The organism is Streptomyces sp. NPDC127177 (assembly GCF_042672475.1).
Taxonomy (GTDB): domain Bacteria; phylum Actinomycetota; class Actinomycetes; order Streptomycetales; family Streptomycetaceae; genus Streptomyces.
The window spans coordinates 75,094-98,758 of the sequence record NZ_JBHXUW010000030.1; the positions used below are offsets into that span (position 1 = coordinate 75,094).

Below are 23,665 nucleotides of genomic sequence, written 5' to 3' on the forward strand. Positions count from 1 at the left end.
TCCCTAGGCGAGGCGGACGCGTGGGTCGATGAGGGCGTACACGGCGTCGACGACGATGTTGAGGACGACGATGGCTCCGGCCGCCACGAGTACGACACCGAGCAGCAGCGGGAGGTCGTTGTCTGTCACGGCCTTGATGGAGAGGGCCCCGATGCCGTGCAGTCCGAAGATCTTCTCGGTGATGATCGCGCCGCCGAAGAGCACGCCGAGGTCCAGGCCGAAGATGGTGACGATCGGGCCCATGGCCCCGCGCCAGGCGAATCTGAAGAAGACCGTGCGCCGGGAGAGCCCCTTGGCGCGTGCGGTGCGGACGTAGTCCTCGTTCAGGGTCTCGACGAGCTGGGAGCGCGCCATACGGGTGTAGTTGGCGGTGAAGATCAGCGCCAGCACCAGCCAGGGCAGCAGCAGTCCGTTGAACCAGGCTCCCGGGCTCTCGGTGAAGGGGACGTCCTTGGGGCGGCTCAGGATGTGCCACTGGTCGGCGAGGTAGTACATGGCGACGACGCCGACGATGTAGATCTGCATCGAGGAGCCGATCAGGGACGCCGATGACGCCACCTTGTCCAGCGTCTTGCCCTGCTTGACCGCGGCCAGCATCCCGGTGCCCACACCGAAGACCACGAAGACGATCGCGCTGCCGATGGAGAGGGAGAGCGTCGTCGGGAAGCGGTCCAGGATGGTGCCGAGAACGGGCTCACGGTTGTGGAAGGAGTAGCCCAGGCACGGTGCTGGGCAGTGCCCGAAGGAGCTGTAGTCCCGGCCGACGAACACGGCCTGGAGCCAGTGCCAGTACTGCACGGGCAGCGGGTCGGAGATGCCGAGGTTGCGTTTGACCAGCGCCAGCGTCTCCGGTGTGCACACCTTGCCGCAGGCCACACGAGCGGGGTCGCGGGGCGCGACGTAGAAGAGGACGAAGGTGATGGCACTGATGATCAGCAGGATGACCAGTGCGCCGATTGCCCGGCGGATGAGGAAGCGGAACATGGCGATGGATTTCCCTGGCAGACGCCGACGAGGGGGAGGGGAGCGGGCGGGGCGCCGCAGGGGCGCCCCGCCTCAGGAGTGTCGGCGTCAGGCCTTCACGAACAGCTTGTAGAAGACGGCCGAGGAGTACTGCGGGTGGAACATGGCCCCGCCGACCTTCTCGCCGTACAGGTAGAAGCGGCGCTGGAACGTCTCGGGGATGATCGGCGCCTCCTCCGTCATGATCCGCTTGTCGAGGGCGGCCCAGGCCTTGCCGGCCTCCTCCGGGTCGGCGATGACGACGTTCTTCTTGATCGCCGCGTCGACCCAGTCGACCTTCAGCTGCGAGATGTTGTTGGCGCCGTTGGCGATCGTGCCACCGTCGAACAGCGGCTGCATCAGCGTGTAGCCGGTCGGCCAGTCCGGGGCCCAGCCGAACCACATCACGTCGAACTTGTTGTCGATCTGCTGGATCTGGTCGTAGTAGCTGGTGGCGTCCAGCGGCTTGATGACCGGGTCGAAGCCGGCCGCCTTGAGGGCGTTCTCGATGACGACCTTGGTCTTGTCGTAGTTGGCGCCGTTCGGGAACGCGTAGACGATCTTCTGGCCGGTCTTGCCGGCCTCCTTCAGCAGCTTCTTGGCCGCCTCCGGGTCACCCTGCGGCTTCTTCGCCTTGCCGTAGACGTCGTCCTTGGCGTAGCCCAGGATGTCGGGGCTGAGGATCGACGTCGCGTAGTCACCGGCCGACGGGCCGCCGTAGATCTTGCGGATCTGCTCCAGCGGCCAGGCGTGGATGAGCGCCTGGCGCACCTTCAGGTCGGTGATCCGCTTGGTGTTGATGGCGTAGTAGTAGATGCCGGTCAGCAGACCGTTGAAGGTGCGCTTCTTCAGCTCCGGGTCGGTGAGGACCTTCTGGATGCGCTCGGCGGGGACACCGCTGTACGCCATGACGGCGTACTTGTCGTCGCCGTCGTCGGCGATCAGACGGTCCGAGGCCTGCAGGGACTCGGGGCCGAACTCGTAGACGAAGCTGTCCGGGTAGGCGTTGCGGATCGAGTCCGTCTGCGGGTCCCAGTGCGGGTTGCGTACCAGCGTCATCGACTTGTCGACGGAGTGCGCCTTGATCCGGTACGGACCGCAGGAGACGGGGTCCTTGTCGTACTTCTCCTTGCTGTCGCCCTTGACCGGGACGGCACCGTAGGAGCTCATCGCCAGCGTGAAGTTGAAGTCCGGGCGGGACTCGGCGAGCTTGAAGGTGATGGTCTTCGCGGCCTTGTCGGTCTCGACCGAGGCGAGGTGCTTACCGCTGAACGGGCCCTTGTACTTCGAGCGGAAGTCGGTGGAGCCGGTCAGTGCCTGCTGGGCGTAGCCGGCTCCCTCCGTGGTGAAGCTGGCGAAGCCGCGCTCGATGCCGTGGCGCACGTCCTCGACGGTGAGCTCCTTGCCGTCCTCCCACTTGAGGCCGTCCTTCAGCGTGAAGGACCAGGTCTTGCCGGCGTCGCTCATGGTGCCCGCGTCGGTGGCGAGGTCGCCGACCAGCTTCATCGAGCCGTCGGGGGCGATCTTGTAACCGGTCAGGCAGCGGAGGAAGAGGTCACCGACCGCGGAGTTCCACGAGAAGTACATGCGCTGCGGGTCGAGGTGCGAGAAGTCGTTTGGGGCGATGCCGCGGATCGTGCCGCCCTTCTTCGCCCCCGCTATCTCGGCCGCGGGGCCGGTGGAGTCGGCCTTGGTGCCGACGACGACCGAGCCGGTGTACTTGTCGGCGCCACCGTGACCGCTGTCCTTGCCACCCTTGTCGGTGTTGGAGCTGCCGCTGCTGCAGGCGGAGAGGACCATCGAACCGCCGGCTGCGACCGACGTGGCGATGACGAAGTTTCTGCGGGAGAGGGACATGGCTTCCTGCTCTGGTCGAGGGAGAACGAACGATCCGGTGGGCCCCGTCGCCCGGCCGGAGGAAGTGCGTTTCAGCGCTTGGTCTTCGGGTCCAGTGCGTCACGGACCGAGTCACCCAGCAGGTTGAAGGCGATCACGAAGATCACCATCGTCACGCCGGGGAAGAGCATGAACGTGATGTCGCTCTGGTAGACGTTCGATCCGCGCTGGATCATCACGCCCCAGTCGGGTGTCGGGTCGGTGAGTCCGACACCGAGGAAGGAGAGACCGGCCTCCGCCGTGACAAAGGCGGGCAGCGCGAGCGTGGCCTGGATGAGGATCGGCGTCCAGAGGTTGGGCAGCAGTTCCTTGAAGATGATCCTGGCCGGCGAGGCGCCGGTGACCCGGGCCGCCTCGATGAACTCGCGTTCGCGCAGGGCGAGTACCTCGCCGCGCAGCAGGCGGGCGATCGACGCCCAGCCGAAAGCGGTCATGATGATGATGAGGCTGATGACGGTCAGCCAGACCGGGGTGGACTCCTCGGGGGAGACCAGGATCGAAATCAGCACCGGCCAGAAGGCGATGAAGAAGAGCGTGGACGGGAAGGCCAACAGGATGTCGATGACCCGGCCGACCAGGTAGTCCGTCTTCCCTCCGAGGTAGCCCGCGGTGATGCCGACGGCGATACCGATCACGGCCACCAGCAGGGTCGTGGCCGTGGCGATGAGCAGGGAGTTGCGGATGCCGTAGAGCAGGAAGGTGAAGACGTCCCGGCCGAGGCCGGGCTCGACCCCGAACCAGTATTCGCCGCTCATGCCACCGTTGGGCAGCACAGGCGAGCCGAAATCGTCCAGCAGACTGGTGTCGTTCGCTCCGTACGTCGTGTACGGATCCTTCCCGTACAGCTTGGCGATCAACGGCGCGCAGATACCGACGACAAAGAAAAAAATGACTACATAAGCCGAAATGACACCGGTACGGTCACGCTTGAACCGTCGCCAGGCCATTTTTCCCGGGGACCGGCCGTCACTGCCCTTGGGCGCCGGGGATCCGGATGGATCAAGCGCCTTCGCCGCCACCTCAAGAGGGGCTGCCGCGTTCGAGGTTGGAATCGTCATGGTGCTCCTGGCCCGGAGGGTCGAAGGACTCCGCAGGGCACACCTACGGGCTACCCGGACTTTTTCAACGCAATTCATGCAGGGTCAATGAATGTCGGACCGGCTTGAGCCGCTCTTTGGAAGCTTGACCTATACATGACCTTATGCCGGCCGTGTCTTTACTGTTCCTTTACTCGATCCAGGCGAAATTCCTGGGCAAATCGATGGAACTGCGGCATTGTGTTCGATATCCGGGCGGTAATGTCTCGGAATTCGTGCATCCGGTCAGGCGCATGCCGGGTAGATGCGCGTTCGTTGTTTCGCCGTTACCGCTTCGTCGCTCGTCAGGCCGGTTGCGGTCCCGCCGTCGAGGTGACGTGCCCCTGTCAAAAGTGTCCGCCCAGTGCCCTCCGGCCGGATCCGGGCGACCTCCGTCGCGCCCGGATGGCGGGAGTAAATATGCGCAAGTCCTGCTGTGAGGTGATATTTGACTTCAAGTGAGACGGAGCACTATGAGGAGGCACTCCATGCGCGGAGCCACACAGGTCAAGTGGGCCGCATGCGCGGTCGCCGTCGCCCTGGCGGCGACCGCCTGCGGCGGCGGGGGCGACAGTGGTGGTGGTGGAGGCGCCGATGGGGTCGTGAGCTCCTCGTGGGGTGACCCGCAGAACCCGCTGGAGCCGGCCAACACCAACGAGGTGCAGGGCGGCAAGGTCCTCGACATGGTCTTCCGGGGGCTCAAGCGGTACAACCCCAAGACCGGTGCGGCCGAGGACATGCTGGCGGAGAAGATCGACACCTCCGACTCGAAGACCTTCAACATCACCGTGAAGGACGGATGGACGTTCTCCAACGGGGAGAAGGTCACCGCCAAGTCCTTCGTGGACGCGTGGAACTACGGCGCGAGCCTCAAGAACAACCAGAAGAACGCCTACTTCTTCGCCCAGATCGACGGCTACGGCAAGGTGCACCCGGATTCCGGCTCCCAGGCCGCCGGTGCGATGTCGGGGCTGAAGGTCACCGGCGCCAGGACCTTCACCGTCAAGCTCAGCCAGAAGTTCTCGCTGTGGCCGGACACGCTGGGCTACGCGGCGTTCGCCCCGCTGCCCCAGTCCTTCTTCAAGAACCACGCGGCCTGGCTGAAGAAGCCCGTCGGCAACGGGCCCTACACCATTGACTCGTACACCAAGGGCTCGCAGATGTCCCTGCGCAAGTGGGACAAGTACCCCGGCCCGGACAAGGCGCAGAACGGCGGCATCGACCTCAAGGTCTACACCGACAACAACACCGCCTACACCGACCTGGTGGCCGGCAACCTCGACCTGGTGGACGACGTCCCGGCCTCGCAGCTGAAGAACGTCAAGTCCGACCTCGGCGACCGCTACATCAACACCCCGGCCGGCATCATCCAGACCCTCGCCTTCCCGTTCTACGACAAGGGCTGGGACACGGCCGACAGCGACAAGGTCCGCAAGGGTCTCTCCATGGCCATCAACCGCAAGCAGATCACCGAAACGATCTTCAACAAGACCCGGACCCCGGCCACGGACTGGACCTCGCCGGTGCTGGGCGCCGCGGGCGGATACCAGGCGGGCTTCTGCGGCACGCTCTGCGACTACAACCCCGCGGAGGCCAAGAAGATGATCTCGGACGGCGGCGGCATCCCGGGCGGCCAGGTCAAGATCGGCTACAACGCCGACACCGGCAGCCACAAGGACTGGGTGGACGCGGTCTGCAACAGCATCAACAACGCGCTGGGCAACGACAAGGCGTGCGTGGGCAGCCCGACCGGCACGTTCGCCGACTTCCGGAACAAGATCACGCAGAAGAAGATGACGGGCCCGTTCCGTGCCGGCTGGCAGATGGACTACCCGCTCATCCAGAACTTCCTGCAGCCGCTCTACTACACCAACGCCTCGTCCAACGACGGAAAGTGGTCGGACGAGAAGTTCGACAAGCTGGTCGACAAGGCCAACGCCGAGTCCGACAAGGCCAAGGCGGTCAAGACCTTCAAGGAGGCCGAGGCGGTGGTCCGGGACACCATGGCGGCCATTCCCCTCTGGTACCAGAACGGCAGCGCCGGCTACTCCACGAACGTCTCGAACGTCGCGCTGAACCCCTTCAGCGTGCCGGTCTACAGCGAGATCAAGGTCAAGTGATCCCGTAACGACCGCGGTGGCCCGGCACCCCTCGAAGGGTGCCGGGCCACGGTGCCTTCTGCGGGCCCCGGCGCCCGTCACACGTTTGGCCCCTTCCGGCGTACCCGTGCTCCCGCGAGGGTGCACAGAAGGTGCTATTCGGTACGAAATGGGATGTTATTTGGTTCACGGCAACAGGGAGGTGGCTGCGCGATGCAGTCGTTCATCAGATCCCGATCCGCCGCGGAGCGAGCGCCGGCCGGAGTCCGCTGCCCGATCGATGTGCGGAGGGTGACATGGGGCGTTATGTGATCCGTCGTCTGCTCCAGATGATTCCGGTCTTCATCGGGGCCACGCTGCTGCTCTTCCTGATGGTGAACGTGATGGGCGACCCGATCGCCGGACTCTGCGGCGACCGGCAGTGCGACCCGACGACCGCCGCCCAGCTCCAGAAGGAGTTCGGCCTCGACAAGCCCGTCTGGCAGCAATACCTGACCTACATGGGCAATGTCTTCACCGGAGACTTCGGTACCGCCTTCAACGGGCAGAAGGTCACCGAGCTCATGGCGTCCGCCTATCCGGTCACCCTGCGGCTGACCGTCGTCGCGATCCTCTTCGAGATCATCGTGGGCGTGACGCTGGGCGTCATCAGCGGACTCAGGCGCGGCCGTGTCGTGGACAACTCGGTCCTGGTGGCGACGCTCGTCGTGATCGCGATCCCCACCTTCGTCACCGGCTACGTACTCCAGTACCTGCTCGGCGTGAGGTGGTCCGTCATCTCCCCGACGGTGTCCTCGGACGCGCCGTTCGACGAACTCATCCTCCCCGGGCTGGTGCTCGCCTCCGTGTCGCTCGCCTACGTCACCCGCCTCACCAGGACATCGATCGCCGAGAACTCCCGCGCCGACTACGTGCGCACGGCCGTGGCGAAGGGTCTGCCCAGACGCCGCGTCATCGTGCGCCACCTGTTGCGCAACTCGCTGATCCCCGTCGTCACCTTCATCGGTACGGACATCGGCGCGCTGATGGGCGGCGCGATCGTCACCGAGCGGATCTTCAACATCCATGGCGTCGGATACCAGATCTACCAGGGCATCCTGCGGCAGAACACCCAGACCGTGGTCGGCTTCGCCACGATCCTCGTGCTGGTCTTCCTCGTCGCCAACCTGGTCGTCGACCTCCTGTACTCCGTACTCGACCCGAGGATCCGTTATGCCTGAACCTCAGCCCGAGCCCCAGAACGCCATTGCCGGGACCGGTGCCGGCGGAGCGGCGGACCTGGCCACGAGCGAGGGCACCACACTGGAGGAGACGCCGGACGGCCCGGAAGGGGGCGGGGCCCAGGAGCGGGCGGGGAGCCTGTGGGCCGACGCCTGGCGCGACCTGCGGCGCAACCCCGTCTTCATCATCTCGGCCCTGATCATCCTCTTCCTGATCATCATCTCGATCTGGCCCTCGCTCATCGCCTCCGGCAACCCGCTCAAGTGCGACCTGGCCAAGGCCCAGCAGGGCTCACAGCCCGGCCACCCCATGGGATTCAACGCCCAGGGCTGCGACGTCTACACCCGGGTCGTCTACGGCGCCAGGGCGTCCGTCACCGTCGGCGTCTGCGCCACCCTGGGAGTCGCGCTCCTCGGCGGCCTCCTCGGAGGGCTCGCGGGCTTCTTCGGCGGGGCCTGGGACGCCATCCTCTCCCGTGTCACGGACATCTTCTTCGCCATTCCCGTGGTGCTGGGCGGTCTGGTCCTGCTCTCCGTGGTCACCAGCAGCACCGTCTGGCCGGTCATCGGATTCATGGTGCTGCTCGGCTGGCCGCAGATCTCCAGGATCGCCCGCGGCGCGGTGATCACGGCGAAGCAGCACGACTACGTCCAGGCCGCGCGCGCCCTCGGAGCGTCCAACTCCCGCATGCTGCTGCGGCACGTCGCACCCAACGCGGTGGCCCCCGTCATCGTGGTGGCCACCATCGCGCTGGGCACGTACATCGCGCTTGAGGCGACGCTCTCCTACCTCGGCGTGGGCCTGAAGCCGCCCACGGTCAGCTGGGGCATCGACATCTCGTCGGCCTCGCAGAACATCCGCAACGCCCCGCACATGCTCCTCTGGCCCGCCGGCGCGCTGGCGATCACCGTGCTCGCGTTCATCATGCTCGGCGACGCGGTGCGCGACGCCCTCGACCCCAAGCTGCGCTGAGGAGTCCGCTGCCATGTTGCTCGAAGTGCGCGATCTGCAGGTGGAGTTCCACACCCGGGACGGGGTCGTCAGGGCCGTCAACGGGGTCAACTACTCGGTGGCCGAGGGCGAGACGCTCGCCGTGCTCGGCGAGTCCGGCTCCGGGAAGTCGGTCACCGCACAGGCGATCATGGGCATCCTCGACATGCCGCCGGGAAAGATCAGCGGCGGCGAGATCCTCTTCAAGGACCGCGACCTGCTGAAGCTCAAGAGGGAGGAGCGCCGGAAGATCCGCGGCCAGGAGATGGCCATGATCTTCCAGGACGCGCTCTCCTCCCTGAATCCCGTGCTGACGGTCGGGGAGCAGCTCGGCGAGATGTTCGTCGTGCACCGCGGGCTCTCCCGCAAGGACGCGAAGGCGAAGGCCGTCGAGCTGATGGACCGGGTCCGCATCCCGGCCGCCAAGGAACGGGTCGGCAACTACCCGCACCAGTTCTCCGGCGGTATGCGCCAGCGCATCATGATCGCGATGGCGCTGGCCCTGGAGCCCTCGCTGATCATCGCGGACGAACCCACCACCGCCCTCGACGTCACCGTCCAGGCCCAGGTGATGGACCTGCTCGCCGAGCTCCAGCGCGAGCTGAACATGGGCCTGATCCTGATCACCCACGACCTGGGGGTCGTCGCCGACGTCGCCGACAAGATCGCCGTGATGTACGCGGGCCGGATCGTCGAGACCTCACCGGTCCACGACATCTACCGGGCCCCCGCGCACCCCTACACCCAGGGCCTCCTCCGCTCCATCCCGCGCCTGGACCAGAAGGGACGGGAGCTGTACGCGATCAAGGGGCTGCCGCCCAACCTGCTGCACATCCCGCCCGGCTGCGCCTTCAACCCGCGCTGCCCGATGGCCCAGGACGTCTGCCGCACCGACGTACCGCCGCTGTTCGACGTGGCCCGGAACCGTCAGAGCGCCTGCTACTTCTGGAAGGAGACGCTCGATGCACGCTGATCACTCGGGGCGCAGGGAAGCGCGCCAGGAGGGCGAGGTGGCTCGGGCCCTGCTGGCCAAGTCACGCGAGACGAGCGCCCAGGCGGGCAGGGAACCGATTCTGGAGGTGCGCGACCTCGTCAAGCACTACCCGCTCACCCGCGGCATCGTGATCAAGAAGCAGATCGGGGCGGTCAAGGCGGTCGACGGGGTCTCCTTCGACCTGTCGGCGGGCGAGACGCTCGGCATCGTGGGGGAGTCCGGCTGCGGCAAGTCCACCGTCGCGCGGATGCTGGTGCACCTGGAACAGCCGACGGCCGGTGCGATCAGGTACAAGGGCGAGGACGTCACCAAGCTGTCCGGACGCGCGCTCAAGGCCGTCCGCCGCAACATCCAGATGGTGTTCCAGGACCCGTACACCTCGCTGAACCCGCGTATGACGGTCGGCGACATCATCGGGGAGCCGTACGAGATCCACCCCGAGGTGGCCCCGAAGGGCGACCGGCGCCGCAAGGTGCAGGAGCTCCTGGACGTCGTCGGTCTCAACCCGGAGTACATCAACCGCTATCCGCACCAGTTCTCCGGCGGACAGCGCCAGCGCATCGGCATCGCCCGCGGCCTCGCGCTCAACCCGGAGATCATCGTCGCCGACGAGCCGGTCTCCGCGCTCGACGTGTCGGTGCAGGCACAGGTCGTCAACCTGCTGGACCGGCTCCAGGCGGAGTTCCACCTGAGTTACGTGTTCATCGCCCACGACCTCTCCATCGTCCGGCACATCTCGGACCGGGTCGGCGTGATGTACCTGGGCCGGTTCATCGAGATCGGCACGGACGAGGAGATCTACGAGCACCCCACGCACCCGTACACCCAGGCGCTGCTCTCCGCGGTGCCGGTGCCGGACCCGATGGCGCGCGAGTACCGCGAGCGGATCATCCTGCACGGCGACGTGCCCTCGCCCGCGAACCCGCCCTCCGGCTGCCGCTTCCGCACCCGCTGCTGGAAGGCGCAGGAGCGGTGCGAGCTGGAGGTGCCGCTGCTGGCCGTGCCCGCGGTCTTCCGGCTGACCGAGACGCCCGCGAAGCACGATTCGGCCTGTCACTTCGCGGAGGAGAAGCGGGTGGTGCCGCCGGAGGGGACGCTGGAGCCGACGCCGGGGGAGGGCGGAAGCGGTCCGGACGTGGAGAAGGTGGACCGGGAGGCCCGGAAGCCACCGTCGTCCGGTGCCGAGGGCCCGGCTGCGGGGAACGGGTCGGAGGGCGCGGTGGCCGGCGACGGGCCCGGGGGCGCGACGCCTGGGGACGGATCCGGTGGTGCGGCGCCTGAGGACGGATTCGGTGGTGCGGCGGCCGGGGACGGGGACGAGGCGCCGCCACCCTCCGGGAGCAGCCGGGCCGGCTGACCGCCGGACCGTTAACGCGCGGGCAACTCACCTGTCGCACGTCCGATATACGGACCCGTCAGCATGGACGACGTACGGCCGTGCGGGTGCCGTGGACCGGCCGGGGGCCGTCAAGTCCCCCGGCCGGTCGCCCGACGGGGCCAGCGCGGTCGCGGCCCCCCTTGTCGGGAGGCCGGGCGCGGTGGAGTATCGCTCGGGTGATACTCACCCGCGGAGCAAGAGTCACCGGAGCCGTCCTGTGCGCGGTGCTCGCGGTGACCGTGGCGAGCTGGCTCGTACGCGACATCAGGGCCGCGGACTTCGACCAGCTGTGGCGGTACTGGGCCGGTCTCTACGACGCGCGACCGCACGCGTTGCCCGCGACCACGGCCACCGACGTCGCCCTGCTCGTTGTCTACGTGGCCGCCGCCGTCGCCGCGCTGCGCTCGTCGGTCGCCGCGACCGTGCTCGTCGCCACCGGAGTGATCACCCTCGCCGTACGGCTGCCCGGAATCTGGGACATCGGCAGCCGGGCCATGGAGTCCTCGTTCCCGGACGAGCTGCGCACCCGGGCGCTGATCAGCGCCTTCGTGGGCCTCGCGGCCGGCATCGCGCTGATCATCACCGCCGGGGCGGGCCGCCGGCCACCGGCCGACTCCTACGAGCGGACACCGTCCCGGCCGGGACCGGGCGCCTCCGTCACGGCGTTCCTCCTGCTGTGCGCGTCCGGAGCGGTGCTGATCGTCTGGGAGGTCCGCCAGATCGTGAAGTACCCGGACCTCTTTCCCGACTGGTACCTGGGCGGCGACCGTGGCGTGCACGGGCTGATCGATCCGCCCGCGGGCTGGGGCACCGTGGCACTGGCGCTGATGTGCCTGGTCGCCGGGGTGAGCGCGCTCTTCCACGCCGTCCACACGCGGCCGTTCGGCCTGGTCGCCGCCGCCCTGCTGCTGGTCGGCGGGGCGCTGGGCGTGTACCGGACCGTGCACTACGACCTGCTCGACCACTTCGGTTCGCTGCCGACCGAGACCCAGCTCATGCTGGCCAGCTGGTTCTTCGAGACGTTCGCCGCCGTGCTGGTGCTGATCGCGCTGGCGCCGCGAGGCTTCGCCGACATCCCCGGTCCGTACGGTCCGGGGTACGACTCCGGCTCCGGGTACGGCCCGCCGGGATACGGGCCTCCCGGTTACGGACCTTCGGGGTACGGCCCCGATCCGCATCCCGGACAGGACGCCGGCCCGTACCCGGGGCGGCAGCCGCCCGCCCCGGGATACGGATACCCGCAGGGTGGCGGCTTCGGCCCGCCCCCGCCGCCCTCCCAGCCGCCGCCGGGCTGGTGAGGGCTGTCCCGCAATCTCCGGCAGGCGGGCCTCAGGTGGCCGGGCCCGCCAGTGACCGCCGCAGGAAGTCGACCTGGAGCAGTAGCAGGTTCTCCGCCACCTTCTCCTGCGGGGTCATGTGCGTCACCCCGCTCAGCGGCAGCACCTCGTGCGGCCGCCCCGCCGCGAGCAGCGCCGACGAGAGCCGCAGGGTGTTCGCGACCACCACGTTGTCGTCCGCGAGGCCGTGAATGATCATCATCGGCCGCACCTGCTCGGCCGCGTGCGACAACCCCTCGTCGGTGAGCAGCGAGTTGAGCGCGTACACCTCGGGCTGCACCGCCGGGTCCCCGAGGTAGCGCTCGGTGTAGTGGGTGTCGTAGAGCCGCTGGTCGGTCACCGGGGCGCCGACGACGGCCGCGTGGAACACGTCGGGCCGCCGCAGCGCGGCCATGCCCGCCAGGAAGCCGCCGAACGACCAGCCCCGGATGGCCACCCGCCCCAGGTCGAGCGGGAACCGCCCGGCAAGCGCGTGCAGTGCCTCGACCTGGTCGTCGAGTGCGAGGGTGAAGTTGTCCTTCACCGCCTTCTCCCAGCCGGGTGAACGCCCCGGGGTGCCCCGGCCGTCCGCGACGATCACGGCGAAACCCTGGTCCGCGAACCACTGCGAGGTGAGATGCGTGTTGTGGGTGGCGACCACCCGGCGGCCGTGCGGCCCGCCGTACGGATCCATCAGAACCGGAAGCGGACCATCCGATTCCTTGTAGCCGGTGGGGAGCATCACGGCGCACGGAATCCGCCGTGCGCCCCCTTCGGTGAGCTGGACCCGTGTGGACAGGACCGGCTGCTCCGCGTGGTCCGCGACGGTCGCGACCGGCTTCCCGTCCCGGAACACCCGTGCGACCGCTCCCGGCCGGTCCGGCGAGGTGGAGACCAGTACCGTCACCCCGCCGGAGCGGACCGCAGAATGCACGCCCGCGCCCTCCGAGACCCGCTCCACGCCCAGCTCGTTGACCCGGTAGACATGGCTCTCGCCGATCTCCGGGGCTGCCGCCGACTCACCGGCGGACGCCGACACCAGGACGTCCGATCCGCCGATGTCCAGGACCGCCTTGATCTGCAACTGGGCCCCGGTCAGCGGCCGGTCGCCGACCGCGAGGACCCGCGCCCCGCCCTCGTCCGCGATCCGCACCAGCCGCCCGTCCGGCGCCCACGCGGGCACCCCCGGGAACAGGTCCAGCCAGACCGGGTCCTCGTCGACGTGCACCGTCCGGGTCGTACCGGTCTCCGGGTCCACCGCGAGATGGAGCTGACTGCGCTGGTCACGGGCCTGCACGAGCAACAGGGGCGCCCCGGCTGAAGACCAGTGCACCTGAGCCAGATACGGGAACCGGCCCCGGTCCCACAGCACTTCGGTGCGCTTCCCCGCGAGGTCCGTGACGAAGAGCCGAACCTCGGCGTTGGCCGTCCCCGCCGCCGGGTACGCGACCTCGGCGGGCTTGCGCCCGGGGTGCGCGGGATCGGCGATCCACCACCGCTGCACCGGGCTGTCGTCCACCCGGGCGACGAGCAGCCGGTCCGAATCCGGCGACCACCAGAAGCCCCGGAAGCGCTGCATCTCCTCGGCCGCGATGAACTCCGCGAGGCCGTAGGAGACCTGTGCGTCCTCCGGCTCCAGGAGCGCCCTGTCGTCCTCGCCGCCCGCCCCGACGACGCGCAGCGCACCCTTGGACACGTATGCGATGTGCCGCCCGTCGGGGGAGGGGCGCGGATCGATCACCGGTCCGGGCACGGGCAGCGCGCGCGCCCCTCCCGCCCGCAGATCCGCGACGTACACCTTCCCGGAGAGCGCGAACGCCGCCAACTCGGCTGCCGCGTCGACCGCGTACGCCACCACCCCGGACGAACCCTCGCGGCTCCGCTCGCGCCGGGCCCGCTCCTGCGCCGACAGCCGCTCCGCCGAACCGCCCAGCAGCGCCGCGGGATCGGCCACCACCCGCTCGCGCGGTGCGCCGTCGCCGGTCAGGTCCAGCACCCAGAGCCGCCCCGTCCGGTCCGTGCCGGAACCCGAGCGCAGGAAGATCACCCGCTCACCATCGGGTGACACCGTGAACGCGCGTGGTGCGCCGAGGGTGAATCGCATCGTCCGGGCCAACTGCAGCGGGAAGGTGATCTCTGACGAAGTCATGTGCCGAACCTATCGGCCGGGCTCCCGCCGTGCGCCCCTCGTGCTGCCGTGCCCCGATCAATGCCTTGCCACGGATAGTTATGATCCGTAGCGCTCGGTGGGTATGAACCTGCTGGCTCCATGCGTGCTGCCCGTCCCGACCGTACTGATGGAGGTGAACCGCCGTGGCACTCTCGATTTCGGCGGTGGTGCTGCTGGCGATCGTCGTCTTCCTGCTGGTCCGGAAGTCCGGACTGAAGGGCGGACATGCGGTGGTCTGCATGTTGCTCGGTTTCTATCTCGCCAGCTCGTCCGTCGCGCCCACCATCTCCGAGGTGACGACGAATGTGGCGGGCATGATCGGAGGACTCAAATTCTGAGAGCGGCAACCGTCCGCGGTTCGTCGGCGCCCGGTGCGTGGGCGCCGTCGGCCAGGGAGTCCGCGGGCTCGTAGGGTGGTCCCCATGACGGACCTCCCCGCCCGGCGTCTGCTCCTGGTGCACGCGCACCCCGACGACGAGTCGATCAACAACGGCGCCACGATGGCCCGATACGCCGCCGACGGCACCCTGGTCACCCTGGTGACCTGCACGCTCGGCGAGGAGGGCGAGGTCATCCCGCCCGCGCTCGCGCATCTGGCGGCCGACCGCGACGACGCGCTGGGCCCCTGGCGGCAGGGCGAACTCGCGGCGGCGATGAAGGAGCTGGGGGTCACCGACCACCGCTTCCTCGGCGGCCCCGGCCGGTTCCGGGACTCCGGAATGATGGGCGCCGAGCAGAACCACCGCCCCGGCGCCTTCTGGTCCGCCGACGTGGACGAGGCCGCCGGGTACCTCGTGGAGGTGATCCGCTCGGTCCGCCCCCAGGTCCTGGTCACCTACGACCCCGACGGGGGCTACGGGCACCCCGACCACATCCAGGCGCACCGGGTCGCGACGCGCGCCGCGGAACTGGCCGCCGACCCCGCGCACCGCACCGGCTCCGGAGCCCCGCACACCATCGCCAAGATCTACTGGAACCGGGTGCCGCGCACGGTCGCCGAGGACGCCTTCGCGGATCTGCGGGCCACCGCCCCGGACGCCTTCCCCGGAATCGCCGCCATCGACGACGTACCGGGTGTGGTGAACGACACCCTGATCACCACCGAGATCGACGGCACCGCCCACGCCGCGGCGAAGACCGCGGCGATGCGCGCGCACGCCACCCAGATCGCGCTGAGCGGCCCCTTCTTCGCCCTGTCGAACGACCTGGGCCAGCCCGTCCTCACCACCGAGTACTACGAGTTGGTGAGCGGAACCCCGGGCGCCGCCGCCGGTACCCGGGAACACGACCTCTTCGCCGGTGTGACAGGAGCGGACCAGTGAGCAGCGACAGGTCGCGGGCGGCACGGACGAACGCGCCTCCGAGGGACATTCCGGCCACCGGTCTGGCCGCCCCCCTCAACCCCCGCCGGATCCCCGCCCTGGTGGGCCTCGCGGTCCTCGGCGCGATCGTCGGGATCGCCGGAACACTGGTCCAAGCCGCCTGGTTCCCCGGCGGGTTGCTGCTCGCGCTGCTCGCTTCCGGCGGCCTCTTCTACGGCGGCCGGGTCCTCATGGGTACGCAGCCGGGCGCCCTGGCACCCGCTGCGGGGTGGCTGATTTCGGTCATTGTTCTGCTCGGTGGACGCCCGGAAGGCGACTACGTCTTCGGCGACGAACTGGGCCTGGCCCTCTTCATGCTGGGCGGGATGGCCGTGGCTGTGATCTGTGCCACCATGTCGCGGTCGCCCCGGCCGGGTGCCGACAGCGGCCGACCTGGCAAGTAATGTGCCACGTCCGATCCCGTAATGCCCCCTGTCCGTCCGGGGGGTGCGCAGTCGTTTCCCCCGGTCGCGGGGTGTCTGTCGGCCGCGGCCAGTAAGGTGGTTCGCGCGCCTCCGCCCCCTGGCCTGCGGCACGGGGGAAGTACGGGCGGCGGAGCCAATCGGGAGAACCTGCTTTGAGTCGTGAAACTGACAGTTCGTCCTCCGGGCCCCAGGGCCGCGGGGGAGCCGCGTACCCCTCGGGTACGCCGCCGTACGGATCCCGCCAGTATCCGTCGCTGCACCCTTCGCAGGATGCCCCGGAGGAGACTCCGGAGCCTGCGGATCCGCCTCAGCCCGAAGAGCCGAGGACCGAGACGACGCTGACGACGCGTATCCGGATCAACATCCCCGGCTCGCGTCCCATCCCGCCGGTCGTCATGCGTACGCCGATGAGCGACGCGGACGGCGGCCCGGGCAACGAGCGCACCGGCAGCACCCCGCGTCCGGGCGCGTCCGCGCCCGACGGCGGGCAGGGGACCCCGACGCCGGGCCCCGACGCCGGGGACGGGGCCGCCCCCGCGGCGGAGCCCGCCGCCGAGAAGCCGGCGAGGGAGAAGAGCGGCAGCGACTGGTTCGCGCCGCGCAAGGCCCCGACGCCGACCTCGGCGGACACGCCCATGGGCGCTTCGCCGGGCGGTCCGACGCCGGGTGTTCCGACGCCGGGCGGTGCGAACGGTGCGGGCGCGAGCGGAGCCGGTACGAACGGGGCGGGCTTCTTCGCCGCCGGTCCCGCCGGCCGGGCCGACGGCCCGCGACCCGACCGGGCCACCCCGCCCGGTGGACCGCGCGCCGATCTGCCGTACTTCTCGGACGCCCCGCAGCGTCCGGACGAGCCGGGTGCGCCGGGCTCCGACGAGTTCGGCTCCGACGGTCCCGGCGGGCCGCGCTCCACGCCGAACCTCGGCATCCGGCCGCCGGGCCCGTCCGGTCCCACCACGGGGCCGGCCTCAGGCACCTCCCCGCTCACCCCGAACCTCGACGGACCGGGCCCCTTCGGGCGCGGTCCCGGCGGACCGGGCGGGGCCAATGGACCCGGTGGACCCGGCGGTCCCGGCGGTGTGCCGCCGCGGATGTCCGACGACACCGCGATCCTCACGCCGCAGTTCCCGCCCGCCGGCTCCGGCCCCGGTGACAACGTCTCGGGTGACACGCTGAACAGCGGCATCCCCGTCGTGCCGTCCGAGCGCCGCTCGGGACAGCCGCCGTTCCCGGGCCCCGATCTCACACCGCGGGTCCCGGACAACCCGATGGGCACCGGACCGGCCGGCCCGGGAGGGTTCGCCGCCCAGGCGCCCGAGCCCGCCGCCCGTACCGCACCGGAGCCCGCGGCGGCGAAGGCCCCCGCGAAGAAGGGCCGTTCGAAGCTGGTCCTGCTCGGTGTGGCCGCCGTCTGCCTGCTCGGGCTCGCCTACGGCGCCGGGCTGCTGATGAACCACTCCGACGTCCCCAAGGGCACCACCGTCCTCGGCGTCGACATCGGCGGCGGCACCAAGGAGGACGGCGTCGAGAAGCTCGAAGCCGCTCTCGGCAGTCGGTCCAAGTCCCCGCTCCAGCTGAGCGTGGACGGCACGAAGACACAGCTCGCACCGGACAAGGCCGGGCTCTCCCTGGACAGCCAGGCGACCGTGCGCGCGGCGGCGGGCAGCGACTACAACCCGGTCTCCGTCATCGGCTCCCTCTTCGGTGGCAAGCGGGACATCGAACCCGTGATCCCGGTCGACCAGGAGAAGCTCGGAGTCGCGCTGACCGATCTGGCCGGCGCCTCGGGCTCGGCCAGCAACGGCACGATCAAGTTCGAGCCGGGCAAGGCCGTCGCCGTACCGGGCAAGGCGGGCAAGGCGCTCGACGTCAACCGGTCGATGGGATCGGTGCGCGACGCCTACCGGGCCCAGGTGGAGACGGGCAGGGCGGCCACCGTCGACCTGCCGGTCACCACCCGCGAGCCCACCATCAACCAGGCCGAGCTGGACCGGGCGATGAAGGCGTTCGCGCAGCCCGCGATGTCCGGTCTGATCACGATCAAGGCAGGGCCCAAGCAGATCCAGTTCGGGCCTGCCAAGTCGCTGCCGAAGATCCTCTCGATGGTGCCGGTCGACAACGGCACCAAGCTCTCCGACCACTACGACAAGAAGGCCATCGACACCCTCTGCGAAGGGGTGTTCGACGGCATCATGGTCACCAAGGGCGACGGGACGAAGCACCAGCTCAACGCCGACGACGTGGCCTTCGCCATGAGGGGCGCACTGCTCGGCAAGACCCCGGCCGAGCGGACCGTCACGATCGACCTCGACGGCAACGGCTGACACCGGCCCGCACCACCGCACGGCACCGCCCCCGACCGGACCCCCGGCCGGGGGCGGTGCCGTCCGCTCGTTCGGCCCCCGGCCCCGTCACGCGTCCTGCATGACATCTGTCATCCCGGATTCACGACCCGTGACCCTGCCGGGCGCGCTCCCCGTTTGCCAGGCTTGAGCCATGACAACGACAGCCCCCGAAGTCGCCGCGGCGAAAACCGCCGTGGTCAGCTTCGACCAGGTCAGCAAGGCATACGGTGACGTACGCGCCGTGGACGGGCTCACCCTCGATCTGCACCCCGGCGAGACCGTGGCGCTCCTCGGACCCAACGGCGCGGGCAAGTCCTCCGCCCTGGATCTCCTGCTCGGTCTGCGCACCGCGGACTCCGGGACGGTCCGGCTCTTCGGCATGACCCCGCAGGCGGCCATCGCGGCCGGCCGCGTCGGCGCGATGCTGCAGACCGGCGGCCTGATGGAGGAGGTCACGGTCGAGGAGCTGGTCCGCCTCGTCTGCGATCTGCACCCCAAGCCGTACCCGGTGGACGAGGTGCTGTCGCGGGCCGGTATCGCCTCGATCGCGGGCCGCATGGTCAACAAGCTCTCCGGCGGGCAGGAGCAGCGCGTACGGTTCGCGCTCGCCACCGCCGGTGCCAACGACCTGATCGTGCTCGACGAGCCGACCACCGGGATGGACGTCACCGCCCGCAAGGCCTTCTGGGCCACCATGCGCGAGCAGGCCGACCAGGGGCGCACCGTGCTGTTCGCCACGCACTACCTCGAAGAGGCCGACGCCATCGCCGACCGCGTCCTGGTCCTGCACAAGGGCCGGATCCTCGCCGACGGCAGCGCGGCCGAGATCAAGGCCATGGCCGGGGCCCGCCGGATCTCCTTCGAGCTGGAGGGACCGATCGACGAACAGGCCCTGCGCGCCCTGCCGTTCCTCTCCGCGCTCGACGTCACCGGCCGCCGCGTCCGTATCCAGTCGCACAACGCCGACGCGACCATGCACGCCGTCTACGGTCTCGGCCTCTACCCGCGCGAGCTCGAAGTCGCGGGGCTCGGACTGGAGCAGGCCTTCGTCGCCATCACCGAGGCCGAGGAGGCCAGGACCCCGTGAACACGCTCATCAAGCTCGAAGTGACCCGCACCCTGCGGAACAAGAAGTTCATGTTCTTCTCGATCATCTATCCGTCGGTGCTCTACGTACTGATCTCCGGTACCCAGAACACCACCGACAAGGTGCCGAACACCGATCTGACCCTGCAGTCCTTCTTCATGGTCTCCATGGCCTCCTTCGGCGCGCTGACCGCCGTCCTGATGGGCAACAGCGAGCGCATCGCCAAGGAGCGCGAGAAGGGCTGGGTCCGCCAGCTCCGGCTGACCGCGCTGCCCAGCCGCGGCTACGTCCTGGCGAAGATCGCCAGCGCCGCGATGGTCACCCTGCCCTGCATCGTGGTCGTCTTCCTCGTCGCCGCGTCCGCCAAGCACGTACGGTTCGAACTCTGGCAGTGGCTGGCGCTCGCCGGCCTCATCTGGGCCGGATCGCTGGTCTTCGCCGCCCTCGGGGTCGCGATCGGCTACCTCGCCAGCGGTGACGCCGTCCGCCCGATCACCATGATCATCTACTTCGGCCTCTCGATCCTGGGCGGCCTGTGGATGCCCACCACCACCTTCCCGCAGTGGATCCAGAACATCTCCGAATGGCTGCCCACGCACGCGTACGCTGCTCTCGGCCAGGCCGTCGAGCTGGGCGGAGCGCCGCACGGCAAGGACATCGCCATCCTCTGCGTCTACTTCCTGCTCTTCGCGGGCAGCGCGGCCTGGCTCTACCGGAAGGACACCCTGAAGGCGTGAAGGTGAGAGACGAGATGTCCGTGGGTATCGGGCTCCCGCCGGGGAACCGCAAGCAGGTCGGGATCAAGAGCCTCTGGATCGGCGTCTGGCTCGCCTTCATGAGCGCGCCGATCAAGGATCTCGTCGACGGCGCCCACACCCGGTGGGCGACCGCGCTCGGCACCGTCGGAATGTTCGTCTTCGTGGCCTGCTACCTGCTCCTCGTCTTCCGTCCCTCGCCGAGGATGCTCAGTCCGGTACAGGTCCGGATCGCGCTGGCCTTCCTCACCGCCCTGGCCGTCACGCTGTCCCTGACGCTCGGCAGTCCGTGGCTGGTCCTGTTCGTGTACGTCTCGGTCTGCGCGGGAGCCGCTCTGCCGCTGCGGACCGCCCGTTGGCTGATCCCCATAGCGGTCGCCCTGCTCATCGTCATCGGCCTGACGGGCGACCATCCCCGCGAGGTGATCACGGCGCTGGTCTTCCCGGCGCTGCTCGGCGGGTTCTCGATGACCGGTATCCGGCAGATGATCCTCACCACCATCCAGCTCCGTGAGGCCCGCGCCACCGTCGCCCAGCTCGCCGCGAACGAGGAACGGCTGCGCCTGGCCCGGGACCTGCACGACCTGCTCGGCCACTCCCTCTCGCTGATCACCCTCAAGAGCGAACTGGCCGGGCGGATGCTCCCCGACAACCCGGAGCAGGCGGCCGCGCAGGTCGCCGACATCGAACGGGTCGGCCGACAGGCCCTGGTGGACGTGCGCAGCGCCGTCACCGGCTACCGCAGGCCGACCCTCCCCGGCGAGCTCGCCGGGGCCAGGACCGCCCTCGCCGCGGCCGGGATCACCGCCGAGATCCCGGCCGAGGCGCCCGAGGACACCCCGGAGAAGGCGGAGGAGGTGCTCGCCTGGGCGCTGCGGGAGGCCGTCACCAACGTCGTACGCCACAGCGGTGCGAGCCGCTGCACGGTCACCCTCGCGCCCCGCCAGACCCTCGACGGACGCGTGCTGGAACTCACCGTCGCCGACGACGGCCGCGGCGTCTTCGGAACGACACCGGGCAACGGCCTCACCGGTATCGCCGAGCGCCTCGACGGTGTCGACGGGACGCTGATCACCCGGGCCACCAACTCCCGTTCCGGCAAAGGCTTCACCCTCGCCCTCGGCGTTCCGCTCGAATCCGGCCTAGGATCCGGGGAATGAGCATGATCAGACTCCTCCTCGCCGAGGACCAGTCCATGGTGCGCGAAGCCCTGGCGGCGCTCCTCGGCCTGGAGCCGGACATCGAGGTGGTCGCGCAGGTCGCCCGTGGCGACGAGGTGCTGGCCGCGGCCCGGGACCACCACATCGACGTGGCCCTCCTGGACATCGAGATGCCGGGTATGACGGGTATCGAGGCGGCGGCCGAGCTGCACCGCGAACTCCCGGACGTGAAGGTCGTCGTCGTCACCACCTTCGGCCGGCCCGGCTATCTGCGCCGTGCGATGGAGTCGGGGGCGGACGCGTTCCTGGTGAAGGACGCCCCGGCGGCCCAGCTCGCCGAAGCGGTACGCAAGGTGCTCACCGGCGAACGCGTCATCGACCCGGGCCTGGCCGCCGCCGCGCTCGCCGACGGGGCCAGTCCGCTGACCGACCGGGAGCGCGAGGTGCTGCGCACGGCGGCTGACGGGTCGACCAACGCGGAGATCGCCGCGGTGCTGCATCTGTCGCAGGGGACGGTCCGCAACTACCTCTCGACAGCCATTCAGAAGATGGCGGCGCGCAACCGGGCGGAGGCGGTCCGGATGGCTCGCGAGAAGGGGTGGCTGTAGCCGCCAGGGGTGCCCGCGGGGGGGCCGGGGCCGAGTGGTTCCCCCCGGCCCCGGCAGGAGGAGGGGGGCTCGCTGCGCCGCGCCGGCGACCTCTTCCCGTGGACTGCCTACGCTTTCCGGGCACTGGCCGCCGCCGTGGTGGCAGCGGTCGCGGTGCGCCGCAGAACCGGTGAGGCCGCCTGGCTCTCCCAACCCGCCTTCCCTGCAAATGATTTCAGAAACATGCTGGAAATTCTTGCGTGACCTCTTGACGTGTTCATCGCTGGAACGGCAGGCTCCGAACTCCCCCCACGGTGGCCAGGCGCGTGGCTGCCCACGACGAGTACGGGCTCCGTCCGTGCTCGCGACCGAAGGAGCCGCACATGAGTTCCCGCGCCGCTCGCGCGACACTGGCCGGCCTGCTCGCAGCCGCCGGTATCACCGCCCTCGCCCCCTGGACCTCCCAGGCGACCCCACCGGGCGACAAGACCGTCACCGCCACCCTGTTCGAGTGGAAGTACGACGCGGTGGCCCAGGCCTGCACCGACTCGCTCGGTCCGGCCGGCTACGGCTATGTGGAGGTCTCGCCCGCCTCCGAGCACATCCAGGGCGATCAGTGGTGGACCTCGTACCAGCCGGTCAGCTACAAGATCGCCGGTCGCCTCGGTGACCGTGACTCGTTCCGGTCGATGGTGGAGAGCTGTCACTCCGCCGGGGTGAAGGTCGTCGCGGACGCCGTCATCAACCACATGTCGTCCGGCTCCGGCACCGGCACCGGCGGCACCGAGTACACGAAGTACGACTATCCCGGGTTCTTCCAGGACCAGGACTTCCACGCCTGCCGCAAGGACATCAGCAACTACGGCGACCGCGACGACGTCCAGACCTGCGAACTCGTCGGTCTGGCCGACCTCGACACCGGCAGCGACGCCGTACGGACGACGATCGCCGCCTACCTCTCCGACCTGCGCACCCTGGGTGTCGACGGCTTCCGCATCGACGCCGCCAAGCACATGGCGGCCGACGACATCGCGGCCATCAAGGGCAAGATGGACGATCCGGGGTTCTGGGTCACCGAGGTCATCTACGGCGGTGGTGAGGCCGTGCAGCCCGACGAGTACACGGGCGTCGGGGACGTGGACGAGTTCCGCTACGGCGGCCACCTCAAGAGCGCCTTCCAGGGCGGCTCGCTCACCGGTCTGAAGAGCGTCGCCGACGGCAAGCTGGCGAGCGCGAACGCCCGTACCTTCGTGGACAACTGGGACACCGAGCGCAACGGCTCCACGCTGACGTACAAGGACGGCGACGCCTACACCCTGGCCAACGTCTTCATGCTGGCCTCGCCCTACGGTTCCCCGAACGTCTTCTCCGGCTACGAGTGGTCGGACAAGGACGCCGGCCCGCCCAACGGTGGCGCGGCCGCCTGCGGCAGCGACGGCTGGACGTGCGTGCACGCCCGGACGGCGATCACCGGCATGGTCGGCTTCCACAACGCCACCGAGGGCGCCGAGCTGACCGACTGGTGGGACAACGGCTCGTCGGCCATCGCCTTCGGCCGCGGTGACAAGGGCTTCGTGGCCATCAACAACGGTGACGACGCCCTCCAGGAGACGTTCACCACCTCGCTCCCGGCCGGCACCTACTGCAACGTGGCGGAGGCGTCCCCGGACGCCTGTGACGGCCACACCGTGGAGGTCGGTGACGGCGGCACCGTGACGGCGGCCGTTCCCGCGAAGGGCGCACTGGCGCTGCACGCCTGAGCCGACCGCGACAACGCGGACGCCCGGCGGGCGGGGTCCAGAACCC

The 23,665-nt window shown here is 69.5% G+C and carries 19 protein-coding genes; 15 read left to right on the top strand and 4 right to left on the bottom strand.

The genetic code is table 11. The annotated features are described in order from the left end of the window. Nucleotides 1–3 precede the first annotated feature (3 nt). The 3 genes from ACFVJX_RS19970 to ACFVJX_RS19980 form a co-directional block, all read right to left on the bottom strand. Nucleotides 4–984 (bottom strand): ABC transporter permease, encoded by a 981-nt coding sequence (locus tag ACFVJX_RS19970; protein ID WP_384126387.1) that lies wholly within the window; start codon nucleotides 982–984, stop codon nucleotides 4–6. Nucleotides 985–1,071: 87 nt separating this feature from the next. Beyond that, nucleotides 1,072–2,859: an ABC transporter substrate-binding protein gene (locus ACFVJX_RS19975; RefSeq protein WP_384126385.1), complete on the bottom strand. Its 1,788-nt coding sequence runs from the start codon at nucleotides 2,857–2,859 to the stop codon at nucleotides 1,072–1,074. Between the two features lie 71 nt (nucleotides 2,860–2,930). Then, complete coding sequence (locus ACFVJX_RS19980) at nucleotides 2,931–3,956, bottom strand: ABC transporter permease (protein WP_384126384.1); 1,026 nt, start codon at nucleotides 3,954–3,956, stop codon at nucleotides 2,931–2,933. Between the two features lie 506 nt (nucleotides 3,957–4,462). Between ACFVJX_RS19980 and ACFVJX_RS19985 the strand changes: the two genes are divergently transcribed. The 6 genes from ACFVJX_RS19985 (at nucleotide 4,463) to ACFVJX_RS20010 (ending at nucleotide 11,954) form a co-directional block, all read left to right on the top strand. Further along, on the top strand, nucleotides 4,463–6,094 hold the full coding sequence (locus tag ACFVJX_RS19985; RefSeq protein WP_384126383.1) for an ABC transporter substrate-binding protein: 1,632 nt from the start codon (nucleotides 4,463–4,465) through the stop codon (nucleotides 6,092–6,094). A 275-nt stretch (nucleotides 6,095–6,369) separates the two neighbouring features. Beyond that, on the top strand, nucleotides 6,370–7,293 hold the full coding sequence (locus ACFVJX_RS19990; protein ID WP_384126381.1) for an ABC transporter permease: 924 nt from the start codon (nucleotides 6,370–6,372) through the stop codon (nucleotides 7,291–7,293). Further along, entirely contained in the window at nucleotides 7,286–8,266 is a 981-nt protein-coding gene (locus ACFVJX_RS19995; protein ID WP_384126380.1) for an ABC transporter permease, read from the top strand. Before ACFVJX_RS19990 ends, ACFVJX_RS19995 begins: the two co-directional genes overlap by 8 nt. Before the next feature lie 13 nt (nucleotides 8,267–8,279). Continuing rightward, complete coding sequence (locus tag ACFVJX_RS20000) at nucleotides 8,280–9,257, top strand: ABC transporter ATP-binding protein (protein WP_384126378.1); 978 nt, start codon at nucleotides 8,280–8,282, stop codon at nucleotides 9,255–9,257. Continuing rightward, a complete protein-coding gene (locus ACFVJX_RS20005; RefSeq protein ID WP_384126376.1) occupies nucleotides 9,247–10,635 on the top strand; it encodes an ABC transporter ATP-binding protein in 1,389 nt (462 codons plus the stop codon). The genes ACFVJX_RS20000 and ACFVJX_RS20005 overlap by 11 nt, the downstream gene beginning before the upstream one ends. Before the next feature lie 197 nt (nucleotides 10,636–10,832). After that, nucleotides 10,833–11,954, top strand: coding sequence for a hypothetical protein (locus ACFVJX_RS20010; RefSeq protein WP_384126375.1), 1,122 nt, complete (start codon nucleotides 10,833–10,835; stop codon nucleotides 11,952–11,954). A gap of 31 nt (nucleotides 11,955–11,985) precedes the next feature. Here the strand turns inward: ACFVJX_RS20010 and ACFVJX_RS20015 are convergent, their stop codons facing one another. Beyond that, nucleotides 11,986–14,076 (bottom strand): alpha/beta fold hydrolase, encoded by a 2,091-nt coding sequence (locus ACFVJX_RS20015; RefSeq protein WP_384126513.1) that lies wholly within the window; start codon nucleotides 14,074–14,076, stop codon nucleotides 11,986–11,988. Between the two features lie 209 nt (nucleotides 14,077–14,285). Between ACFVJX_RS20015 and ACFVJX_RS20020 the strand changes: the two genes are divergently transcribed. The 9 genes from ACFVJX_RS20020 (at nucleotide 14,286) to ACFVJX_RS20060 (ending at nucleotide 23,619) form a co-directional block, all read left to right on the top strand. Continuing rightward, on the top strand, nucleotides 14,286–14,480 hold the full coding sequence (locus tag ACFVJX_RS20020) for a hypothetical protein (protein ID WP_384126373.1): 195 nt from the start codon (nucleotides 14,286–14,288) through the stop codon (nucleotides 14,478–14,480). Between the two features lie 84 nt (nucleotides 14,481–14,564). Then, a complete protein-coding gene (mshB, locus tag ACFVJX_RS20025) occupies nucleotides 14,565–15,464 on the top strand; it encodes an N-acetyl-1-D-myo-inositol-2-amino-2-deoxy-alpha-D-glucopyranoside deacetylase (RefSeq protein WP_384126371.1) in 900 nt (299 codons plus the stop codon). Continuing rightward, complete coding sequence (locus ACFVJX_RS20030; RefSeq protein ID WP_384126369.1) at nucleotides 15,461–15,907, top strand: DUF6113 family protein; 447 nt, start codon at nucleotides 15,461–15,463, stop codon at nucleotides 15,905–15,907. The genes mshB and ACFVJX_RS20030 overlap by 4 nt, the downstream gene beginning before the upstream one ends. 416 nt (nucleotides 15,908–16,323) lie before the next feature. Beyond that, complete coding sequence (locus ACFVJX_RS20035) at nucleotides 16,324–18,249, top strand: hypothetical protein (RefSeq protein WP_384126368.1); 1,926 nt, start codon at nucleotides 16,324–16,326, stop codon at nucleotides 18,247–18,249. Nucleotides 18,250–18,421: 172 nt separating this feature from the next. Then, a complete protein-coding gene (locus ACFVJX_RS20040) occupies nucleotides 18,422–19,357 on the top strand; it encodes an ABC transporter ATP-binding protein (RefSeq protein ID WP_384126367.1) in 936 nt (311 codons plus the stop codon). After that, on the top strand, nucleotides 19,354–20,094 hold the full coding sequence (locus ACFVJX_RS20045) for an ABC transporter permease (RefSeq protein ID WP_384126365.1): 741 nt from the start codon (nucleotides 19,354–19,356) through the stop codon (nucleotides 20,092–20,094). The genes ACFVJX_RS20040 and ACFVJX_RS20045 overlap by 4 nt, the downstream gene beginning before the upstream one ends. Before the next feature lie 14 nt (nucleotides 20,095–20,108). Continuing rightward, complete coding sequence (locus tag ACFVJX_RS20050) at nucleotides 20,109–21,272, top strand: sensor histidine kinase (RefSeq protein WP_384126363.1); 1,164 nt, start codon at nucleotides 20,109–20,111, stop codon at nucleotides 21,270–21,272. Further along, on the top strand, nucleotides 21,269–21,880 hold the full coding sequence (locus ACFVJX_RS20055) for a response regulator transcription factor (protein ID WP_384126362.1): 612 nt from the start codon (nucleotides 21,269–21,271) through the stop codon (nucleotides 21,878–21,880). The genes ACFVJX_RS20050 and ACFVJX_RS20055 overlap by 4 nt, the downstream gene beginning before the upstream one ends. Before the next feature lie 362 nt (nucleotides 21,881–22,242). Continuing rightward, entirely contained in the window at nucleotides 22,243–23,619 is a 1,377-nt protein-coding gene (locus tag ACFVJX_RS20060; RefSeq protein WP_384126361.1) for an alpha-amylase family protein, read from the top strand. Nucleotides 23,620–23,665 lie beyond the last annotated feature (46 nt).